The sequence below is a fragment of the Vibrio sp. JZG120 genome, from assembly GCF_053890955.1.
The window spans coordinates 1,030,712-1,045,914 of the sequence record NZ_JBSRRK010000001.1; the positions used below are offsets into that span (position 1 = coordinate 1,030,712).

The following is a 15,203-nucleotide window of genomic DNA, read 5'->3' on the forward strand; positions in this document are numbered from 1 at the left end:
GTTCTTTGCAGCTGCCAAAGACTGGCTACAAATGTGAGTTTTACGCCTGCCGTATTGTTGTTATGTAGGCAGGCAGTTCCTAATTTTGGGAGTACTATGAAATAGGCTCTAATCCTTCTTTGAGGAAGTTAAACCAGTTTTCACCCAATATTTTTCCCGCCTCAGATTCACTGAATCCGTGACGCATTAATCCGTTGTAGATGTTCTCCATCCCTGCACTGCCGCAGAACCATGGCAGCGCATCTGGCCATCCCGAGTTACTTGCCGAACCTTCGCCGTAATCCATCGCTTTTGACCAACGACCGTTGCGCATCCACTCCAACACTTGTTGCGGCTGATTTAGGCACAAATCGCTACCGATACCTAAATGGTCAACGCCAAACATGTCTGCGGTTTTCGCAACCATCTGGCAGAAATCATCCAGCGTGCACTGGCTGCCATTTGGCAAATGGAATGGATATAAACTGAATCCAATTAAACCACCGCGCTCCGTCAGCGCTTTGATCACGGTGTTGGACTTGTTACGCAGTGCGTCATGCGCAAATGTCGGGTTAGCATGGCTGATACAAATTGGACGCGAAGAAAGATCAATAGCTTCCAACGTTGAACGCTCTGCGCTGTGGGACATATCAATGATCATCCCGACTCGGTTCATCTCTTCAATCGCTTGCTTACCAAAGCGAGTTACGCCAGAGTCGGTTTGTTCGTAACAACCTGTCGCTAGTAAGCTTTGGTTGTTGTAGGTCAGTTGCATGATCAGCAGACCTTGGCGGCGCATCACTTCAATCAGGCCAATTTCATCATCGATTGGTGAGCAATTTTGCGCGCCGAAAAAGATGCCGACTTTGCCTTCTGCTTTGGCTTTTTCTACATCTGCCATTGAATAAATAGGCATGATGAGGTCCGCATTTTGCTCGAAGCGCAAGTTCCACTCAGCAAAACGCGTTAAGGTTTCGCGCGCAGTTTCGTGGTAGACGATGGTGGCATGAACGGCGGTAATGCCACTCGCCTTGAGTGTTTGGAAGTACTCTCGATCCCAATTGCAGTACTGCAATCCGTCAATCACAATCCGTTGTTGGTACATAACCACTCCTTAAACAATTTCTTAGCCTTTCAGTGCGGGTAGCTGACACCATCAGCTACCCTGCTGTTCTTAGTAAGGGCGCTGATAAGCGGTTTTCACCACGGTGTAGAACTCTTTGGCGTACTGACCTTGCTCACGAGGACCAAAGCTAGATTCTTTACGGCCACCAAATGGGACGTGATAATCTGTACCCGCAGTTGGCAAGTTCACCATGACGCAGCCCGTTTGGACTTGCTGTTTGAAGATCGCGCTATTGCGCAGGCTTCGCGTGATAATGCCGCCTGTCAGGCCAAAGCGCGTATCGTTCGCGACCGCAATCGCCTCATCCAGATCAGAAACGCGAATCACGCTTGCCATTGGTGCAAAGACTTCTTCTTGGTTCACTTCCCAGCTGTTTTGTGTGTTCAAGAACAGGGTTGGTGACATGTAGTACCCGTCATGCTCTAGGCTCAGACGCTCGCCACCAAAAGCCAGCTCTGCGCCCGCTTGGCGAGCGTTTTCAATCCACTCAAAGTTCGCATTCAGCTGGTTACCATCAACAACAGGGCCCATGAATACGCCCTCTTCCAGTGCGTGACCCACTTTTAATTCGCTCATGCGTTTGATTAGCGCTTCAACATACGCGTCGTGAATTCCGTCCATAACCACAAGACGAGAAGACGCGGTACATTTTTGACCTGCACCCGAGAATGAGCCTGCGATTGTTGCTTCGACCGCAATTTGAATATCTGCATCATCTGCCACTACGAGCGCGTTTTTACTACCCATCTCTAGCTGACAACGCACAAAGTTTGGTGCCGTAGCCGCTGCAACTTTACGGCCAGTGTCCACAGAACCAGTGAAGCTCACGCCGTTCACGTCTTTCGAATTGATAAGGGTATTACCTACTTGCGAACCGCTACCCAAAACGAGGTTAAACGTGCCAGCAGGTAAACCTTGGCGATGGATAATCTCAGTCAGTGCAACGGCACTTGCTGGAGTTAGGTTGGCAGGCTTCCAGACGACACTGTTGCCAAACGCAAGTGCTGGCGCGATTTTCCAAGCCGCTGTTGCTGTTGGGAAGTTCCAAGGAGAGATAATGGCGATAACGCCGACGGCTTCGCGAGTAACTTCAACGGAGACACCTGGACGGACGGAAGCAGCGTTATCGCCAATTTGACGCAGTACCTCAGCAGCAAAATATTGGAAGAATTGGCCAGCACGGTAAATCTCACCTCGACCTTCAGCAAATGGCTTGCCTTCTTCACGCGAAAGCAAGGTGCCCAATTCGTCACATCGTGCAATGAGCTCATCACCAATCGCTTGCAGCACTGCTTGTTTACGCTCGATTGGTGTTTTTTCCCAATCTGGCTGCGCTGATTTAGCCGCTTGAATCGCTTGCTCTACTTGCGACACACTCGCTTGTGCGAAATCGCCTATGTTTTCGCTGATATCAGAAGGGTTAATATTGGCGATGGTGTCCATGCCCGATTGCCATTCACCTGCTATGTAGAGGGATTTTTCTGCTTGAACATTGTTAATAAAAGTCATGGTTCTTTCCTTGTTCTTCCGATTTGTGATGGCAAGCCACCCACTCACTGATCTCAATTATTCTTGTTGGATTTATTCTGGTTGGCTTGCCGACGCGTAGACGACAAACTCCACCAACATTTCTTCTCGTGCTAACCCTGCAACCACCATGGCGGCGCGATTTGGGTACGGCGCTTCAAAATATTCCGCGTACACTTGGTTAACGGTTTTTAAGTATTCTCTGTCGGTCACGTAAATCAGGACCTGCAATACAGAGTCCAAAGACTCCCCTGCACACTCCAGGGTGTGAATGAGATTGTTAAAGGTTTGACGTGTTTGTGCTTCGATGCCACCTTCAACAACCGCGCCTGTATCATCAATAGGAATTTGTGCTGTATACAGAGTTCCATTGTTAACAATCGCCCATTCAAGCGGCGCTTTAGAAGCAAATAGACTGGTTTTTACTGGATGTTTTTTAGTAGAAGTATTCACGTGCCTTTCAACCTTTGTAACAACTTTGTTTCAATACAGTTAAATGATGCACATTGACAGGCGATAAATCTAACGGTAAATTTTTTACATTTGATAAATAAAACTTATCACCTCATTGAGAATAACGTAAATAAAGGGATTAAGAGGCATTAGGGATGAGTATTAAGCTTCAACAATTAATGCATTTTGTGATGGTAGTCGAGGAAGGGGGCTTTCGAGCCGCTTCACATCGTGCAAATCGATCTCAGGCTGCGCTCTCCACGTCGATAAAAGAGCTAGAGAAAATGCTAGGACAAACGCTGTTTGAGCCCGGCAACAAAACCAAATTAACGCCTTTTGGTGAGATTTGTTTGCCCAAGGTGGTTCAGTTTCTCAATATCTACAGTGCGCTGGACAACGATCTCAAAGCTGCCGCGGCCGGACAGCAAGGGAGAGTGCGAATTGCGAGCGTTCCTTCTGTTGCAGCGAAACTCATCCCGAGCGTGTTGGGTGCCTTTTGCGAGCAGTATCCAAATGTAGAAGTAAGCTTAATCGATGATAACGCGGCGGGCGTCGAGGCTCGCCTACTCTCCGGTGAGGTTGACTTAGCGCTCGGTAACCCCTCTCACCTCGATGAGGGCGGCATTGACTTTACGCCGCTGTTGTCCGACCCCATTGGCGTGGTGTGTTTAAAAGATAACCCGATTGCCAATAAAACAGAGGGAATCGAGTGGCAAACTTTGCTCGAACAACCTTTTATTCGTAACGGCACCTGTACGCTTCTCGATCCAACCCCAGCCAGAGCACTGAGTGAGCAAGCGCTCTATTCGGTCGAGAATATCACTTCGCTGTTTTCTGTCTTAGAACTTGGGATTGGTGTCACGACCCTACCTAAGCTTGCTTTCCCAACCAATGAAACACGCTTGGTTTGGATCCCACTTATCGATCCACCGCTTGAAAGGCAAATTGGTATCTTTACGTTGACCGACCGCACGATCTCGCCTCAAGCTAAAGCGTTTCATGATTTGTGTGTACGTTATCTAAACTATCAAGATGAAGAAACGTAGTTCGAAGGTTTTAGCTAACAGTGGCTCCATTAGATTTTAGAGCCACTGTTATTTGATATTAAGTGACAGATCCGGTCATATGAAATGACGACGCTCTTATTGCACTTATTCTGGCTTGATATTCTGATTCATTCTGAACAAATTATTTGGATCAAACTTCTTCTTCACTTCTTGTAAACGCGCAAAGGTTGGACCGTAGGCAGACTCTGTACGTTCAGCTTCGTCTTGTGTAAGGAAGTTGATATACGCACCTCCACTGGCATACGGTTTGGTTTTGGCAAAAAAGTCTCTCGCCCAAGCGATACAAGCTTGGTCATCTTCTGCGGAGTCCCATCTTCCATGCACATTTAATACATAGTTTGCATCACGGCTAGAATAAGCCATAGACTCAGGCTCAGGTCTAGAAGCAGCGCAGCCAAGAGAGGCGATAAAAATCTCACACTGAGGCGATGGTAACTTACCTGCGTATTCTATCGCTGCATCAATCACACCTTCGCTTAGCGAATTAAAATTGTGCGATTTCCAATAGTTACGTGCGCCCGGAGTAAGCAATGGATCAAACGCTTGCTGCCACGCCGCAAATGGCTGTACACCAACATGCTCACCATGTGCATCACCAAACTCTCTCAACGGTGCAATTAACTTCTCACCTTCAGCCGGGTCACCCGCATAACATATCGCGAGTACAACCACTTCTTTTCCGTGAACGCTTTCAGGTAAGAATGGGAGTGGCGGCGCTTTCCGACTCACCATCCAGACACTTAGATCATCAGGGGCCGACTCAGTGAATTTCGCAAACTGGGTGATAATGGATTTCGCTTGCTCAAATGGAAAGACAATGAGACCACTTAACACCTCTGGACCGACAGGATGTAGCTGGAATTCAAAACGCGTAACGATACCAAAGTTACCGCCGCCCCCACGTAACGCCCAGAACAAATCGGCATTTTCTGTCTCATTCGCGAGCAGTTGACGACCATCTGCAGTTACGACATTTGCAGAGACCAAGTTGTCTATCGTCATACCATATTTTCGGCTCAACCAACCAAAACCACCACCAAGCGTTAACCCCGAAATTCCCGTGGTTGAATTAATGCCGACAGGCGTTGCTAATCCATATTTTTGTGTGGCCTCATCGACATCAGCCAACGTACAGCCAGGTTCAACGAAAGCCCTTCTTTCGCTTTCATCCACTTGAACATGATTCAAAAGCGACAAGTCGATCATCACACCATGATCGCAAACCGCATTACCCGCAATATTATGCCCACCACCTCTGACCGAAAGTAGCTGATTGTTATCCCGAGCAAAGTTAACCGCCATCACGACATCATCAGCAGACTTGCAGCGAGCGATAACACCGGGACTGCGATCTATCATGCCATTCCAGATTTGACGAACTTCGTCGTACGTAGGATCTCCGGGCAAAACAACATCACCCTGAAATTGATTTTTGAAGTGTTCAATGGTTGCATTTTCTAGACTATTCATATTAGTTGCCTCTCACGTTTTACATGAGGCTTGCAAAGCACAATGCAACGACAAGCTAATACAAGTCCCTCACAATTAAACGTGACGTTTGAGTAGCTATTTTCAGAAAATAAACAAGGCCCCACATTAACTATACCGTAGGGTCACAAATTCCCTTACTCTCTTGGGTTCGATAAAGCTGAAACACAGTTATAAAAATCAGATAGTTATCGCAATAATACCGCACCTCAAAACACCTTCTGTATTCTTTACCCTGTGTGACACTCGCACCTAATTATTAATAAGTTCATTGTAAGTTTAGAATGCAATTTAGTTTCAGATATGAAACTTTGTCTTATAATTAATATTTTTAATAATTAATTATATTACCTTTATTTATCAATTAAATAGGATTATAAAAATATTTCGGACTGCGAATAGTGAATAGCCGTTAGAGGCAGTGATATTGAATTAAATTGAATAGCCTTCTTAGTGTTTTAGAAGACTATTGCGCTATTTATCAATGATATACCGCCACTTAAGGTGAGTTATTTACGACGATTTCGGTTCTTATACACCACGCAAAAGTTACCACGTTTGGTTCGGCATTTTGAGCAGCGCTCGCAATCCACTGGCGCTCGATTACCCTCTTTCCAGCGCTTTATTAACTGAGGCTCAGCCAATAAAGGACGTGACACAGCGAAAAATTGGATATCTGTGTTTTCTGCAATTTTCTCGATCGCATCAATGTCACTCAATCCGCCGACAGTAATCACCGGGATGCTCACATCTTGACTGATCACATGCCCATATTCGTGAAAATAGCCTTCTTCTTGTAGTGTGTAACCATCGAACGTTTCACCAACAAGCTCGTTTGCTTTGCCGTGAATATTGCCAGACACGATGATCGCATCAACGCCCACTTCTTCGAGTTTCTTACAAACGACGCGAGTTTCATCGAACGTTAAACCGCCGTCAAAGAATTCTGTCGCGGTAAGCTTCACAAGGATTGGGAAAGTATTCCCAACCACCTTTCTGGTTTCAGAAAAAATTTCTAAAAGGAAACGCATGCGATTTTCTAAGCCACCACCGTATTCGTCTTCGCGACGATTATAGTACGGGCTTAAAAACTGGTTAATTAAATAAGTGTGCGCCGCATGAATCTCTACGCCGTCAAAACCAGCGTCTTGAGCACGTTTACTCGCCAATGCGAATGCCTTTACGATGTAGTCGATTTCGTCCGTAGTCATCACTTTGCCTTGCGTATTCGTGCCACGCTCAGGCACGTCACTCGGAGCAAAGATGACACGCTCACCGACGTTGTATGTGGTTTTGGTTCCACCGTAAGCAATTTGCATTACGATTTTAGAATCGTGTTGATGTACTAGCTCTGTTAGCTTTTTGTATTCTTCAATAAAAGAGTCGTTGTAGATCCCCATCATCCCAGCGTTGGGTTTCTCTTCTTCCACGATATTGGCATAACCAGTAACAATTAAACCCACTTCACCTTTCGCCAACTCTTCGTAAATATCGTAAAGCTTATCCGTCATGTGGCCATTTTCAGTCGCCATGTTTTCCCACGTTGCGCTGCGCACAAAACGGTTCTTTATGGTCATGTTGCCAATGCGGGCTTCGGAAAACAAAATGCTCAAAACCAGTCCTCTTAATGTTGTCTTTATGGTTCTATCTTTTCCCAAGTAACCAAGAACAAAAAAGGAACAGCGATACACAACGTATGGCTGTTCCTTCTCTGAATCCGTGAGACCTGCAAACTACAGGCGCACCTTAATGCCTCGGAGACGACAAAACTTTAATCTGGGTTAAGGTTTAGTGAGTTTTTAGATTATGTAAAAGGATGATTCTTAATCGTGTTCATTTCACTGGAGTTAAGATGCTTCCTCACCCACTTTCAGTCGTAAAACTTTTGTATTTCGCTAGCTGGTGATTCAACTCAAACATTCACATTGTTAGTTTGTATGCTGCCATGGGAACTAGCACTCCCCCCCCAAAATGTTTACATTACAAACTATCGATATTGAATTTTCATATGGCAAATAGAGTTATTGCGCTGTTTATACTTTTTAGCTCAATAGTCGCTATCTCTTGGCATTATTACGCGTCAGCGGAAACGCGCGATCCACTATGTTTTACACACTGGTTGTTTTTGCTTTTAGATATGAATACGTGATAGTGAAGCTAGAGGAGAAACAGGAAAAACAGGGAAAATAAAGGACAATAGAAAGTTAAATGACCTTACTTCTAGGTAAGGTCATTCATGCATTCAGCAGCAAAAGATATTAGCGCGTAGCAAACGCTTAGGTCTGGTTGTTACAGAGCTAGAGGAATCAACTCGACACCAAGCACACCACTAATCCCCATCACCACTAGCAGTGAGACTTTAAACACCGACTTTGACCAAGCGATGTAGTTGCTGTCGTCAATACTGCGAAAGGTCACTTTCGTCCACATAAAGCAAACAACCGCTGCAACCGCTAAGTATTCATACCCGGCTTCACCAAGTAAAAATAACCCCAACGATACGGCCCCAAACGCCACGACATACGCTTTCATGTGTCGATGCGCTTTATGAATGCCCTCTTTAACTGGTAATACGGGAATCCCGGCTTCTCGGTAGTCTTGCATCCGGAACATGGCAATCGCGTACGAGTGCGGCATTTGCCAGAGACAGAACATAGTAAAGAGTAAAATCGCTTCCAAGCTAATAAAGTTTGTTACCGCCAAGTAACCCACCAATGGCGGAACTGCGCCTGAAATACTTCCCACTAAAGTTCCATACACCGAGTTACGTTTGTACCACATCGTGTAAAAGAACACGTAATACACGTAGCCAAGCAAAACGACGACAGCGGATAGTGGGTTCACTCGGATAAATAACAGTGCGGTTCCTACCAGCAATAAAGCAAGTGCATAAACAAAGGCAATATCGATATTGATGTTGCCTTTCACTGTTTCACGATTTTGTGTACGTGCCATCTTTTGGTCGATATCACGATCAAAAATATTATTCACCACACAACCTGAAGCGATGACTAACCCCACACCAACTAACGTTGTAACGAACAACATTAGACTGGCTGGTTCTGTTTTTGCGGCGAGGAAGAACCCCGCCGCAACAGAAATCAGGTTGCCGAAAATAATGCCCGGTTTGGTGATAGACAAATAACTTTTCAGCATACCTTGGCCTACAACTTCATGTTGACGTTCATGTTGTAGATGATCCATACCGAGCCAGCGATAAGGATAAGTACAACAATGGCGGTAAACATCAGTGATACAAGGTTCCAACGTCCGTCGGATGTTTTTGTTTCCATGTGCAAGAAGTATTTGAAGTGAACAAATATCTGCACTAATGCACATCCAAATAGAATCGCATAGGTTGTTGTATCTGGTAATGATTTCGTCCAAACAAAGTAGAACGGAATTACCGTCAGAATCAGTGAGGCAATGAAGCCTTTCACGTAATCTGACGCACTGGTTTCTACATGTTGATCCATTACATTACCCCCAGTAAGTAAACGATGGTAAAGACACAAATCCAGACGATATCTAGAAAGTGCCAGAATAGGCTTAAGCAGTTAAAGCGCATTGCCATATTGTCGTTCAGACCTTTCGTCGACAGTTGATGGTACGCTACCGCTAACCAAATCAGACCAAAGGTTACGTGCAGGCCGTGCGTACCAACCAACGTAAAGAATGCCGATAGGAATGCACTTGTTTGTGGACCATAGCCTTCTTCAATCAGGTGATGGAACTCATAGACCTCCATACAGATAAAGCCAAGACCAAGCGCGAACGTTACTAACATCCAACGTTTGAGACCAGCAACGTTGTTGCGCTTCATCGCGATAATGCCGAAACCAAATGTGATACTGCTAAACAGCAGCAGCATGGTTTCGACAAACACGAATGGGAGTTCGAAAATGTCTTTACCTGTTGGGCCCGCAATTGAATTGCTCGACAGAACAGCGTATGTCGCGAACAAGGTCGCAAACAGTACGCAGTCACTCATCAGGTAAACCCAAAAGCCAAATAGCTTGTTGCCATTCGTGTCATGGTGGTGATCATGGTCGTGATGTGCTGCGATATTAGTTTGCATACGTCACCTCCAGATCATCTTTACTTTCGCTGTCTTTCACTGAGTTTTTCTTCGCTTCTTCAAGCTGAGCTCGACGCTCGGCCTCAATTGCTTTGATCTCTTCAACTTCCACGTAGTAATCCACGTCATCGTTGTAGCTGTGCTGAATACACGTCACGATAATACCGACCAAACTTGCTGCCGCTAGCCACCAGATGTACCAAATCATGCCGAAGCCAAATAGGAGCGACCAAGCCGACACGTAGATGCCTGTTGCCGTGTTTTTTGGCATATGAATACGTTCGTATTCCACTTCTTTAGTTGGATCGAACTCGCCACTTTGTTTCTGGTACCAGAAGGCATCCAGCACATCACCTTTTGGTAGGTGTGCAAAGTTGTAGAACGGCGGTGGAGACGATGTTGCCCACTCAAGAGTACGACCACCCCACGGATCACCAGTTAGGTCACGGTTTTGCTCGCGGTCACGGATACTCACGTAAATTTGGATGAACTGAGACAATACGCCCAGCGCAATCACAACCGTACCTGCTGCGGCAATCGACAACAGTGGGAAGTATTCAGGGTTGATGTCTTGGCTTAAACGACGAGTCATCCCCATAAAGCCCAGCGCGTAAAGCGGTAGGAACGCCATTAAGAAACCAATAATCCAAAGATAGAACGCACGTTTGCCCCAAGTTTCATTCATGGTGAAACCTGTCGCTTTCGGGAACCAGTAAGTGATCGCAGCGAAACATCCAAACACCACACCACCGATGATAACGTTGTGGAAGTGAGCAATCAGGAATACTGAGTTATGCAGAACGAAATCTGCGCCCGGAACAGCCATTAGTACGCCTGTCATACCACCAACAGTAAAGGTGATCAGGAAGCCAACCGTCCACATCATTGGCGTCGTAAAGCGAATGCGGCCTTTGTACATGGTGAATAGCCAGTTGAAGATCTTCACCCCTGTTGGGATAGAAATGATCATCGTGGCAATACCGAAGAAGGCATTTACGTTCGCGCCAGATCCCATCGTAAAGAAATGGTGTAGCCAAACGACAAACGCAAGAATCGTGATAACTACGGTAGCCCAAACTAGCGATGTGTAACCGAACAACTTTTTACGTGAGAAGGTTGCGGTGACCTCTGAGAACACACCAAAAATTGGCAAGATCAAAATGTACACTTCTGGATGGCCCCAAGCCCAAATCAGGTTGACGTACATCATTACATTGCCGCCAAGATCATTGGTAAAGAAGTGCATGCCTAGGTATCTATCCAGCGTTAGCAGAGCGATAGTCACCGTCAGGATTGGGAATGAAATGATGATCAAAATGTTTGCACATAGAGATGCCCAAGTGAAAACTGGCATCTTCATCATTGGCATAGACGGTGTACGCATACGCAAAATGGTCGCGAAGAAGTTCACGCCTGTTAACGTCGTACCGACACCTGATATCTGCAGCGCCCAAATCCAATAGTCGACCCCGACTCCTGGGCTGGCCTCAATACCTGAAAGCGGCGGATACGCTAGCCAGCCGGTGCGACCAAATTCACCTAAGCCGAGAGACATGTTTGTTAGAATGACACCAACAACAAACAGCCAAAAGCTCAAGTTATTCAGATACGGGAAAGCTACGTCACGCGCACCAATCTGTAATGGCACGATGATGTTCATCAGACCAATAACCAATGGCATCGCTACGAAGAAGATCATGATCACGCCATGGGCAGTAAAAATTTGATCGTAGTGATGCGGTGGCAAGTAACCTGCTTCACCCGCAGAAGAAAGGAGTTGCTGACTACGCATCATGACTGCGTCAGCAAAACCACGAACAAGCATCACCATCGCTACTGCGATGTACATGAAGCCAAGTTTTTTATGGTCTACTGAAGTAAACCATTCATTCCACAAATATTGCCACTTTCCGGCTTTAGTTACCGCGTAAACTACGGCTAAACCAACCAGCGCCACAACCGCTAAGGTGATGACGATAATAGGTTCGTGGAATGGAACTGAATCAAGAGTTAATCTTCCAAACATTACGATTATCCTTGGTTTTCAGGCAAACAGTTCATTGAACCAGGATGCTGAGTCACAACGTCGGTGAACAAGAACGGAGGAACGCTAGAGAACAAAGTGACTGGCTCTGCGATACTTGGCGCTGCCAGTGAGCTGTATTGCTCCCAATCTTCAATACGATCAGGGCTCGCCTTCACTTTCTGCACCCAATTTAGGAACGCAGCACGATCAGACATTGCTGAAGCTGTGAACTTCATTTGCGAAAAGCCTTCGCCGCTGTAGTTCGATGCAAAACCCTTGTAGTCACCTTCATGGTTCGCTATCAGGTTAAGCTTGGTTACCATGCCTGGCATCGCGTAGATCTGTGTACCTAAGCGAGGGATGAAAAACGCGTTCATGATGTTGTCCGAAGTCAGTTTGAACTGTACTGGCACATCTTTCGGGAACGCCACATAGTTCACCGTCGCAATGTTTTCTTCTGGATAGATGAACAACCATTTCCAATCGAGTGACACCACTTCGATGGTCATTGGTTTAACATCACTTTCCAATGGTTTGGAGGGCTCTAGTTCATGAGTCGAACGCCATGTGATCGTCGCAAGAATCGCAATGATGATGATTGGAATTGTCCATACCACCACTTCGATTTTGGTCGAGTGTGACCACTCGGGAGCGTACTCTTCTTCAGTGTTAGAGGCGCGGTATCGGTAAGCGAAGTAAATCGTCATTAGAATCACAGGGATTACAACGATCAACATCAGCAAAAGAGCAGTAATAATTAGCTCTTTTTCTTGCACACCAATGGCACCTTTGGGGTCAAGTAAAGCTGAATTACATCCTGAGAGCATAAGTATGACGGACGCCAAACTTCCCCTCGACAAGATGCGTTTATATCTTGAGGCTTCCATTAACTTTCTCGATGGTTGTCTGGTTTCAAAACAAATGCCAATCACAGTAAATAAGAGCTCAGAAACAGCGCAGGGGAAATGTTTGATAAAAAGGCAAAAATTTTGATAAGTAGTTATTCTACTTACAAATTTTTCAGCGCCGTTATCAAGCATCTTAACCAGCTAGAATGAACAATTACTTGCTACGATTGGTATCAAGCTAAGAACCAGTTGTTATAGTCATTAGAATGTTTATGTGTTGAGCATGAGTAACGTCGGGATCAGAGCGAAACAAAACGGAATTGAGTGGAGATCAAAACCACACTATTAGTGTGAGTTTATTGTTACACTTTGAAACACAATGTTACATTTGGCGCATTATGAGGAGTAAAAAGTTAAAGCTCATTAGCCACAACTGGAAACTAACCTTCCATTAATGAAACTCACACTCTTTCAATAGGACATTAACCTCAACACGAACTTCACGTGCTTCAAAGTTAATGTCTTTTGAAACAGACAGTTGCAAGTTCATTTTGATGAGACTGACTATCAACTGCATTTACATAGATAGCTTGAGTACGAAGGGGAAATTAAAAGTGGAAAATTGTGATAAATATCAAATTAATGATTTCACTTAGTATTTGAGTGGTATTTACTTCTCATTATTTACTTTTGGCAAACCATTCGCAGGGCGAATCCAAATATGAGTAATAAACACTTACGTTACCCAGAACTGGCTCTCGGAAAAATAGGAAATGTTGAAAGGGAAAGAAGCTTGTCATTCCGGTCTGTGGGACCTAACCCTAGAGCTTTTACATACGAATGCCTCCATCCACTTCTAAAACTCTGCCAGTAAAGTAATCACTCTCAAGAATGTATTTTACTGCATGTGCGATTTCACTTGTTTCACCCATCCTTCCAATTGGGATCATCTTTTCTAGCCGTTCTATGGCTTCTGGTTTCATTTGCTCTGCCATCGCGGTATGTACCACACCTGGTGCAATCGCCGCCGCGCGGATACCGTATCTTGCTAACTCACGGGCCCACGTTGTCGCCATGGTTGCGACCGCCGCTTTAGATGCAGAATAATTGGTTTGACCGATATTCCCTGCTCTCGCGACACTAGAAATATTGATGATAACGCCTTGTGAACCGCTCTCAATCATCTTAACGGCAGCTTCACGACCACACAAAAATGTTCCTGTCACGTTAACGTTCATGACCAAGTTGAATTGATCCAAAGACATCTTACTGATCACGCCGTCTTTTGATTTTACAAGTAACCCATCTCTTAGCACGCCAGCGTTATTGACTAGCCCATTGAGTTGGCCAAAATCTTGGATAACCGCGTCAAACGTGTTTTCAACGTCGATTTCGCTCGTTACATCCACTTGATAAGTCAACGCTTTTGCACTCAGCATTCGGCACTGCTCTTGTGTTTCCATTAAGCCACTAGCGTTTACATCCAATAACGCTAAATCTGCACCGGCTTGAGCAAGCGTAATTGCCATCATTTGTCCAAGTCCTTGCCCTGCACCTGTAATGGCAATGACACTATTTTTAATATCCATAGTTACTGCACTCCATCGCTAATAATGTTCCCTATTTCAAGCCTGTTTAGGTGGTCCGAAATGATGAGTTTTACTTCACCATTTCAGACGGCTTTGTAGCAAAACTCAGTCTAGCCTTTCTTACTCTTGTAAAACTCAAACAAGCTTGAGAAGTCGAGCTCGCCGTGGCCGCTCGCGTTGTGGAAAGAATATAAATTACGCGCCAGTGAGCCCATCGGAACCGAAGAGTGTGTTTGCAACGCCGCATCTAACCCCAAACCGAGATCTTTCAACATGAGTTTGCTCATAAAGCCCGGTTGGTAATCGTTGCTGGCTGGTGCACTGTCCATCACGCCAGGGCAAGGATTGTAAAGCTCCAATGCCCAATTTCGGCCAGAGCTTTGCAGCATGATGTTTGATAACACTTTGGGGTCGAGCCCATGATCGATACCTAGATTTAGCGCCTCGCACGTACCAGACATTAAAATGCCGAGCATAAGGTTGTTACAGATTTTCGCCATTTGACCATCGCCCGCTTTACCGGCATGGAAAACATTTTTTCCCATGTACTGCAAAATGGCATTGGCTTTAGAAAATGCTTCATCCGAGCCACCAACAATAAAGGTTAATGTCGCCGCTTTAGCGCCGGCAACGCCACCCGAAACGGGCGCGTCGACAAACAACACGCGTTTATTTGCCGCTTCATTGGCGACTAATCGCGCAGAGTCCGGATCAATGGTTGAACAATCAATCATCAAGGTACTTGGCGAGACAAGATTGAGGACACCTACACCGCCGTGTAAGTCACCAAGATACACGGAACGAACGTGAGAACCTGCTGGTAGCATCGTGATGACTGTGCTTGCACCATCCACAACTTCCTCAATAGAGCTCGCCACCACCGCACCAAAAGGTGCAAGTTGCTTTGCCGCTTCGCTATCGACATCAAATACTTGCACGTTAAATCCAGACGCTAATAAGTTTTGCGCCATCGGATGCCCCATTCTTCCTAAACCGATAAATGCGATGGTACTCATGATCAT

13 protein-coding genes are annotated in these 15,203 nt (G+C 45.5%); 1 reads left to right on the forward strand and 12 read right to left on the reverse strand.

Annotation, left to right across the window (positions count from 1 at the left end):
• Positions 1–94: 94 nt before the first annotated feature.
• From ACWPOD_RS04405 to ACWPOD_RS04415, 3 genes are all read right to left on the reverse strand, one after another.
• Positions 95–1,084, reverse strand: a complete 990-nt coding sequence (locus tag ACWPOD_RS04405) for a membrane dipeptidase (protein WP_150918022.1) — start codon at positions 1,082–1,084, stop codon at positions 95–97.
• Positions 1,085–1,153: 69 nt separating this feature from the next.
• Entirely contained in the window at positions 1,154–2,614 is a 1,461-nt protein-coding gene (locus ACWPOD_RS04410; protein WP_456231586.1) for an aldehyde dehydrogenase family protein, read from the reverse strand.
• A gap of 72 nt (positions 2,615–2,686) precedes the next feature.
• Positions 2,687–3,085 (reverse strand): RidA family protein, encoded by a 399-nt coding sequence (locus ACWPOD_RS04415; RefSeq protein WP_012842492.1) that lies wholly within the window; start codon positions 3,083–3,085, stop codon positions 2,687–2,689.
• A gap of 155 nt (positions 3,086–3,240) precedes the next feature.
• Here ACWPOD_RS04415 and ACWPOD_RS04420 point away from each other — a divergent pair, with 155 nt between their 5' ends.
• Positions 3,241–4,131 (forward strand): LysR family transcriptional regulator, encoded by an 891-nt coding sequence (locus ACWPOD_RS04420; RefSeq protein WP_005390962.1) that lies wholly within the window; start codon positions 3,241–3,243, stop codon positions 4,129–4,131.
• Between the two features lie 105 nt (positions 4,132–4,236).
• On the opposite strand, the gene ACWPOD_RS04425 is transcribed toward ACWPOD_RS04420, so the two are convergent.
• From ACWPOD_RS04425 to mmsB, 9 genes are all read right to left on the reverse strand, one after another.
• Positions 4,237–5,622: an FAD-binding oxidoreductase gene (locus tag ACWPOD_RS04425; RefSeq protein ID WP_301657436.1), complete on the reverse strand. Its 1,386-nt coding sequence runs from the start codon at positions 5,620–5,622 to the stop codon at positions 4,237–4,239.
• Positions 5,623–6,149: 527 nt separating this feature from the next.
• Complete coding sequence (locus ACWPOD_RS04430) at positions 6,150–7,253, reverse strand: NADH:flavin oxidoreductase (protein WP_456231587.1); 1,104 nt, start codon at positions 7,251–7,253, stop codon at positions 6,150–6,152.
• A 676-nt stretch (positions 7,254–7,929) separates the two neighbouring features.
• Positions 7,930–8,844, reverse strand: a complete 915-nt coding sequence (gene cyoE, locus ACWPOD_RS04435) for a heme o synthase (protein WP_167394230.1) — start codon at positions 8,842–8,844, stop codon at positions 7,930–7,932.
• Positions 8,805–9,116, reverse strand: a complete 312-nt coding sequence (gene cyoD, locus ACWPOD_RS04440) for a cytochrome o ubiquinol oxidase subunit IV (protein ID WP_012842490.1) — start codon at positions 9,114–9,116, stop codon at positions 8,805–8,807. The genes cyoE and cyoD overlap by 40 nt, the downstream gene beginning before the upstream one ends.
• Positions 9,116–9,718, reverse strand: a complete 603-nt coding sequence (cyoC, locus tag ACWPOD_RS04445) for a cytochrome o ubiquinol oxidase subunit III (RefSeq protein WP_005375782.1) — start codon at positions 9,716–9,718, stop codon at positions 9,116–9,118. The genes cyoD and cyoC overlap by 1 nt, the downstream gene beginning before the upstream one ends.
• Positions 9,708–11,744: a cytochrome o ubiquinol oxidase subunit I gene (gene cyoB / locus ACWPOD_RS04450; protein WP_005375781.1), complete on the reverse strand. Its 2,037-nt coding sequence runs from the start codon at positions 11,742–11,744 to the stop codon at positions 9,708–9,710. The genes cyoC and cyoB overlap by 11 nt, the downstream gene beginning before the upstream one ends.
• 5 nt (positions 11,745–11,749) lie before the next feature.
• Positions 11,750–12,631 (reverse strand): ubiquinol oxidase subunit II, encoded by an 882-nt coding sequence (gene cyoA, locus ACWPOD_RS04455; RefSeq protein ID WP_005388604.1) that lies wholly within the window; start codon positions 12,629–12,631, stop codon positions 11,750–11,752.
• A 791-nt stretch (positions 12,632–13,422) separates the two neighbouring features.
• Positions 13,423–14,181, reverse strand: a complete 759-nt coding sequence (locus ACWPOD_RS04460) for an SDR family oxidoreductase (protein ID WP_074190874.1) — start codon at positions 14,179–14,181, stop codon at positions 13,423–13,425.
• 110 nt (positions 14,182–14,291) lie between these two features.
• Positions 14,292–15,197: a 3-hydroxyisobutyrate dehydrogenase gene (gene mmsB, locus ACWPOD_RS04465; protein ID WP_005390978.1), complete on the reverse strand. Its 906-nt coding sequence runs from the start codon at positions 15,195–15,197 to the stop codon at positions 14,292–14,294.
• Positions 15,198–15,203: the final 6 nt, after the last annotated feature.

Excerpts from the sequence above, each read along its gene's own strand:
- ACWPOD_RS04405 (WP_150918022.1), bottom strand. The coding sequence starts at position 1,084 with ATGTACCAACAACGGATTGTGATTGACGGATTGCAGTACTGCAATTGG.
- ACWPOD_RS04410 (WP_456231586.1), bottom strand. The coding sequence starts at position 2,614 with ATGACTTTTATTAACAATGTTCAAGCAGAAAAATCCCTCTACATAGCA.
- ACWPOD_RS04420 (WP_005390962.1), top strand. The coding sequence starts at position 3,241 with ATGAGTATTAAGCTTCAACAATTAATGCATTTTGTGATGGTAGTCGAG.
- ACWPOD_RS04425 (WP_301657436.1), bottom strand. The coding sequence starts at position 5,622 with ATGAATAGTCTAGAAAATGCAACCATTGAACACTTCAAAAATCAATTT.
- cyoE (WP_167394230.1), bottom strand. The coding sequence starts at position 8,844 with ATGGATCATCTACAACATGAACGTCAACATGAAGTTGTAGGCCAAGGT.
- cyoD (WP_012842490.1), bottom strand. The coding sequence starts at position 9,116 with ATGGATCAACATGTAGAAACCAGTGCGTCAGATTACGTGAAAGGCTTC.
- cyoC (WP_005375782.1), bottom strand. The coding sequence starts at position 9,718 with ATGCAAACTAATATCGCAGCACATCACGACCATGATCACCACCATGAC.
- cyoB (WP_005375781.1), bottom strand. The coding sequence starts at position 11,744 with ATGTTTGGAAGATTAACTCTTGATTCAGTTCCATTCCACGAACCTATT.
- cyoA (WP_005388604.1), bottom strand. The coding sequence starts at position 12,631 with ATGGAAGCCTCAAGATATAAACGCATCTTGTCGAGGGGAAGTTTGGCG.
- ACWPOD_RS04460 (WP_074190874.1), bottom strand. The coding sequence starts at position 14,181 with ATGGATATTAAAAATAGTGTCATTGCCATTACAGGTGCAGGGCAAGGA.
- mmsB (WP_005390978.1), bottom strand. The coding sequence starts at position 15,197 with ATGAGTACCATCGCATTTATCGGTTTAGGAAGAATGGGGCATCCGATG.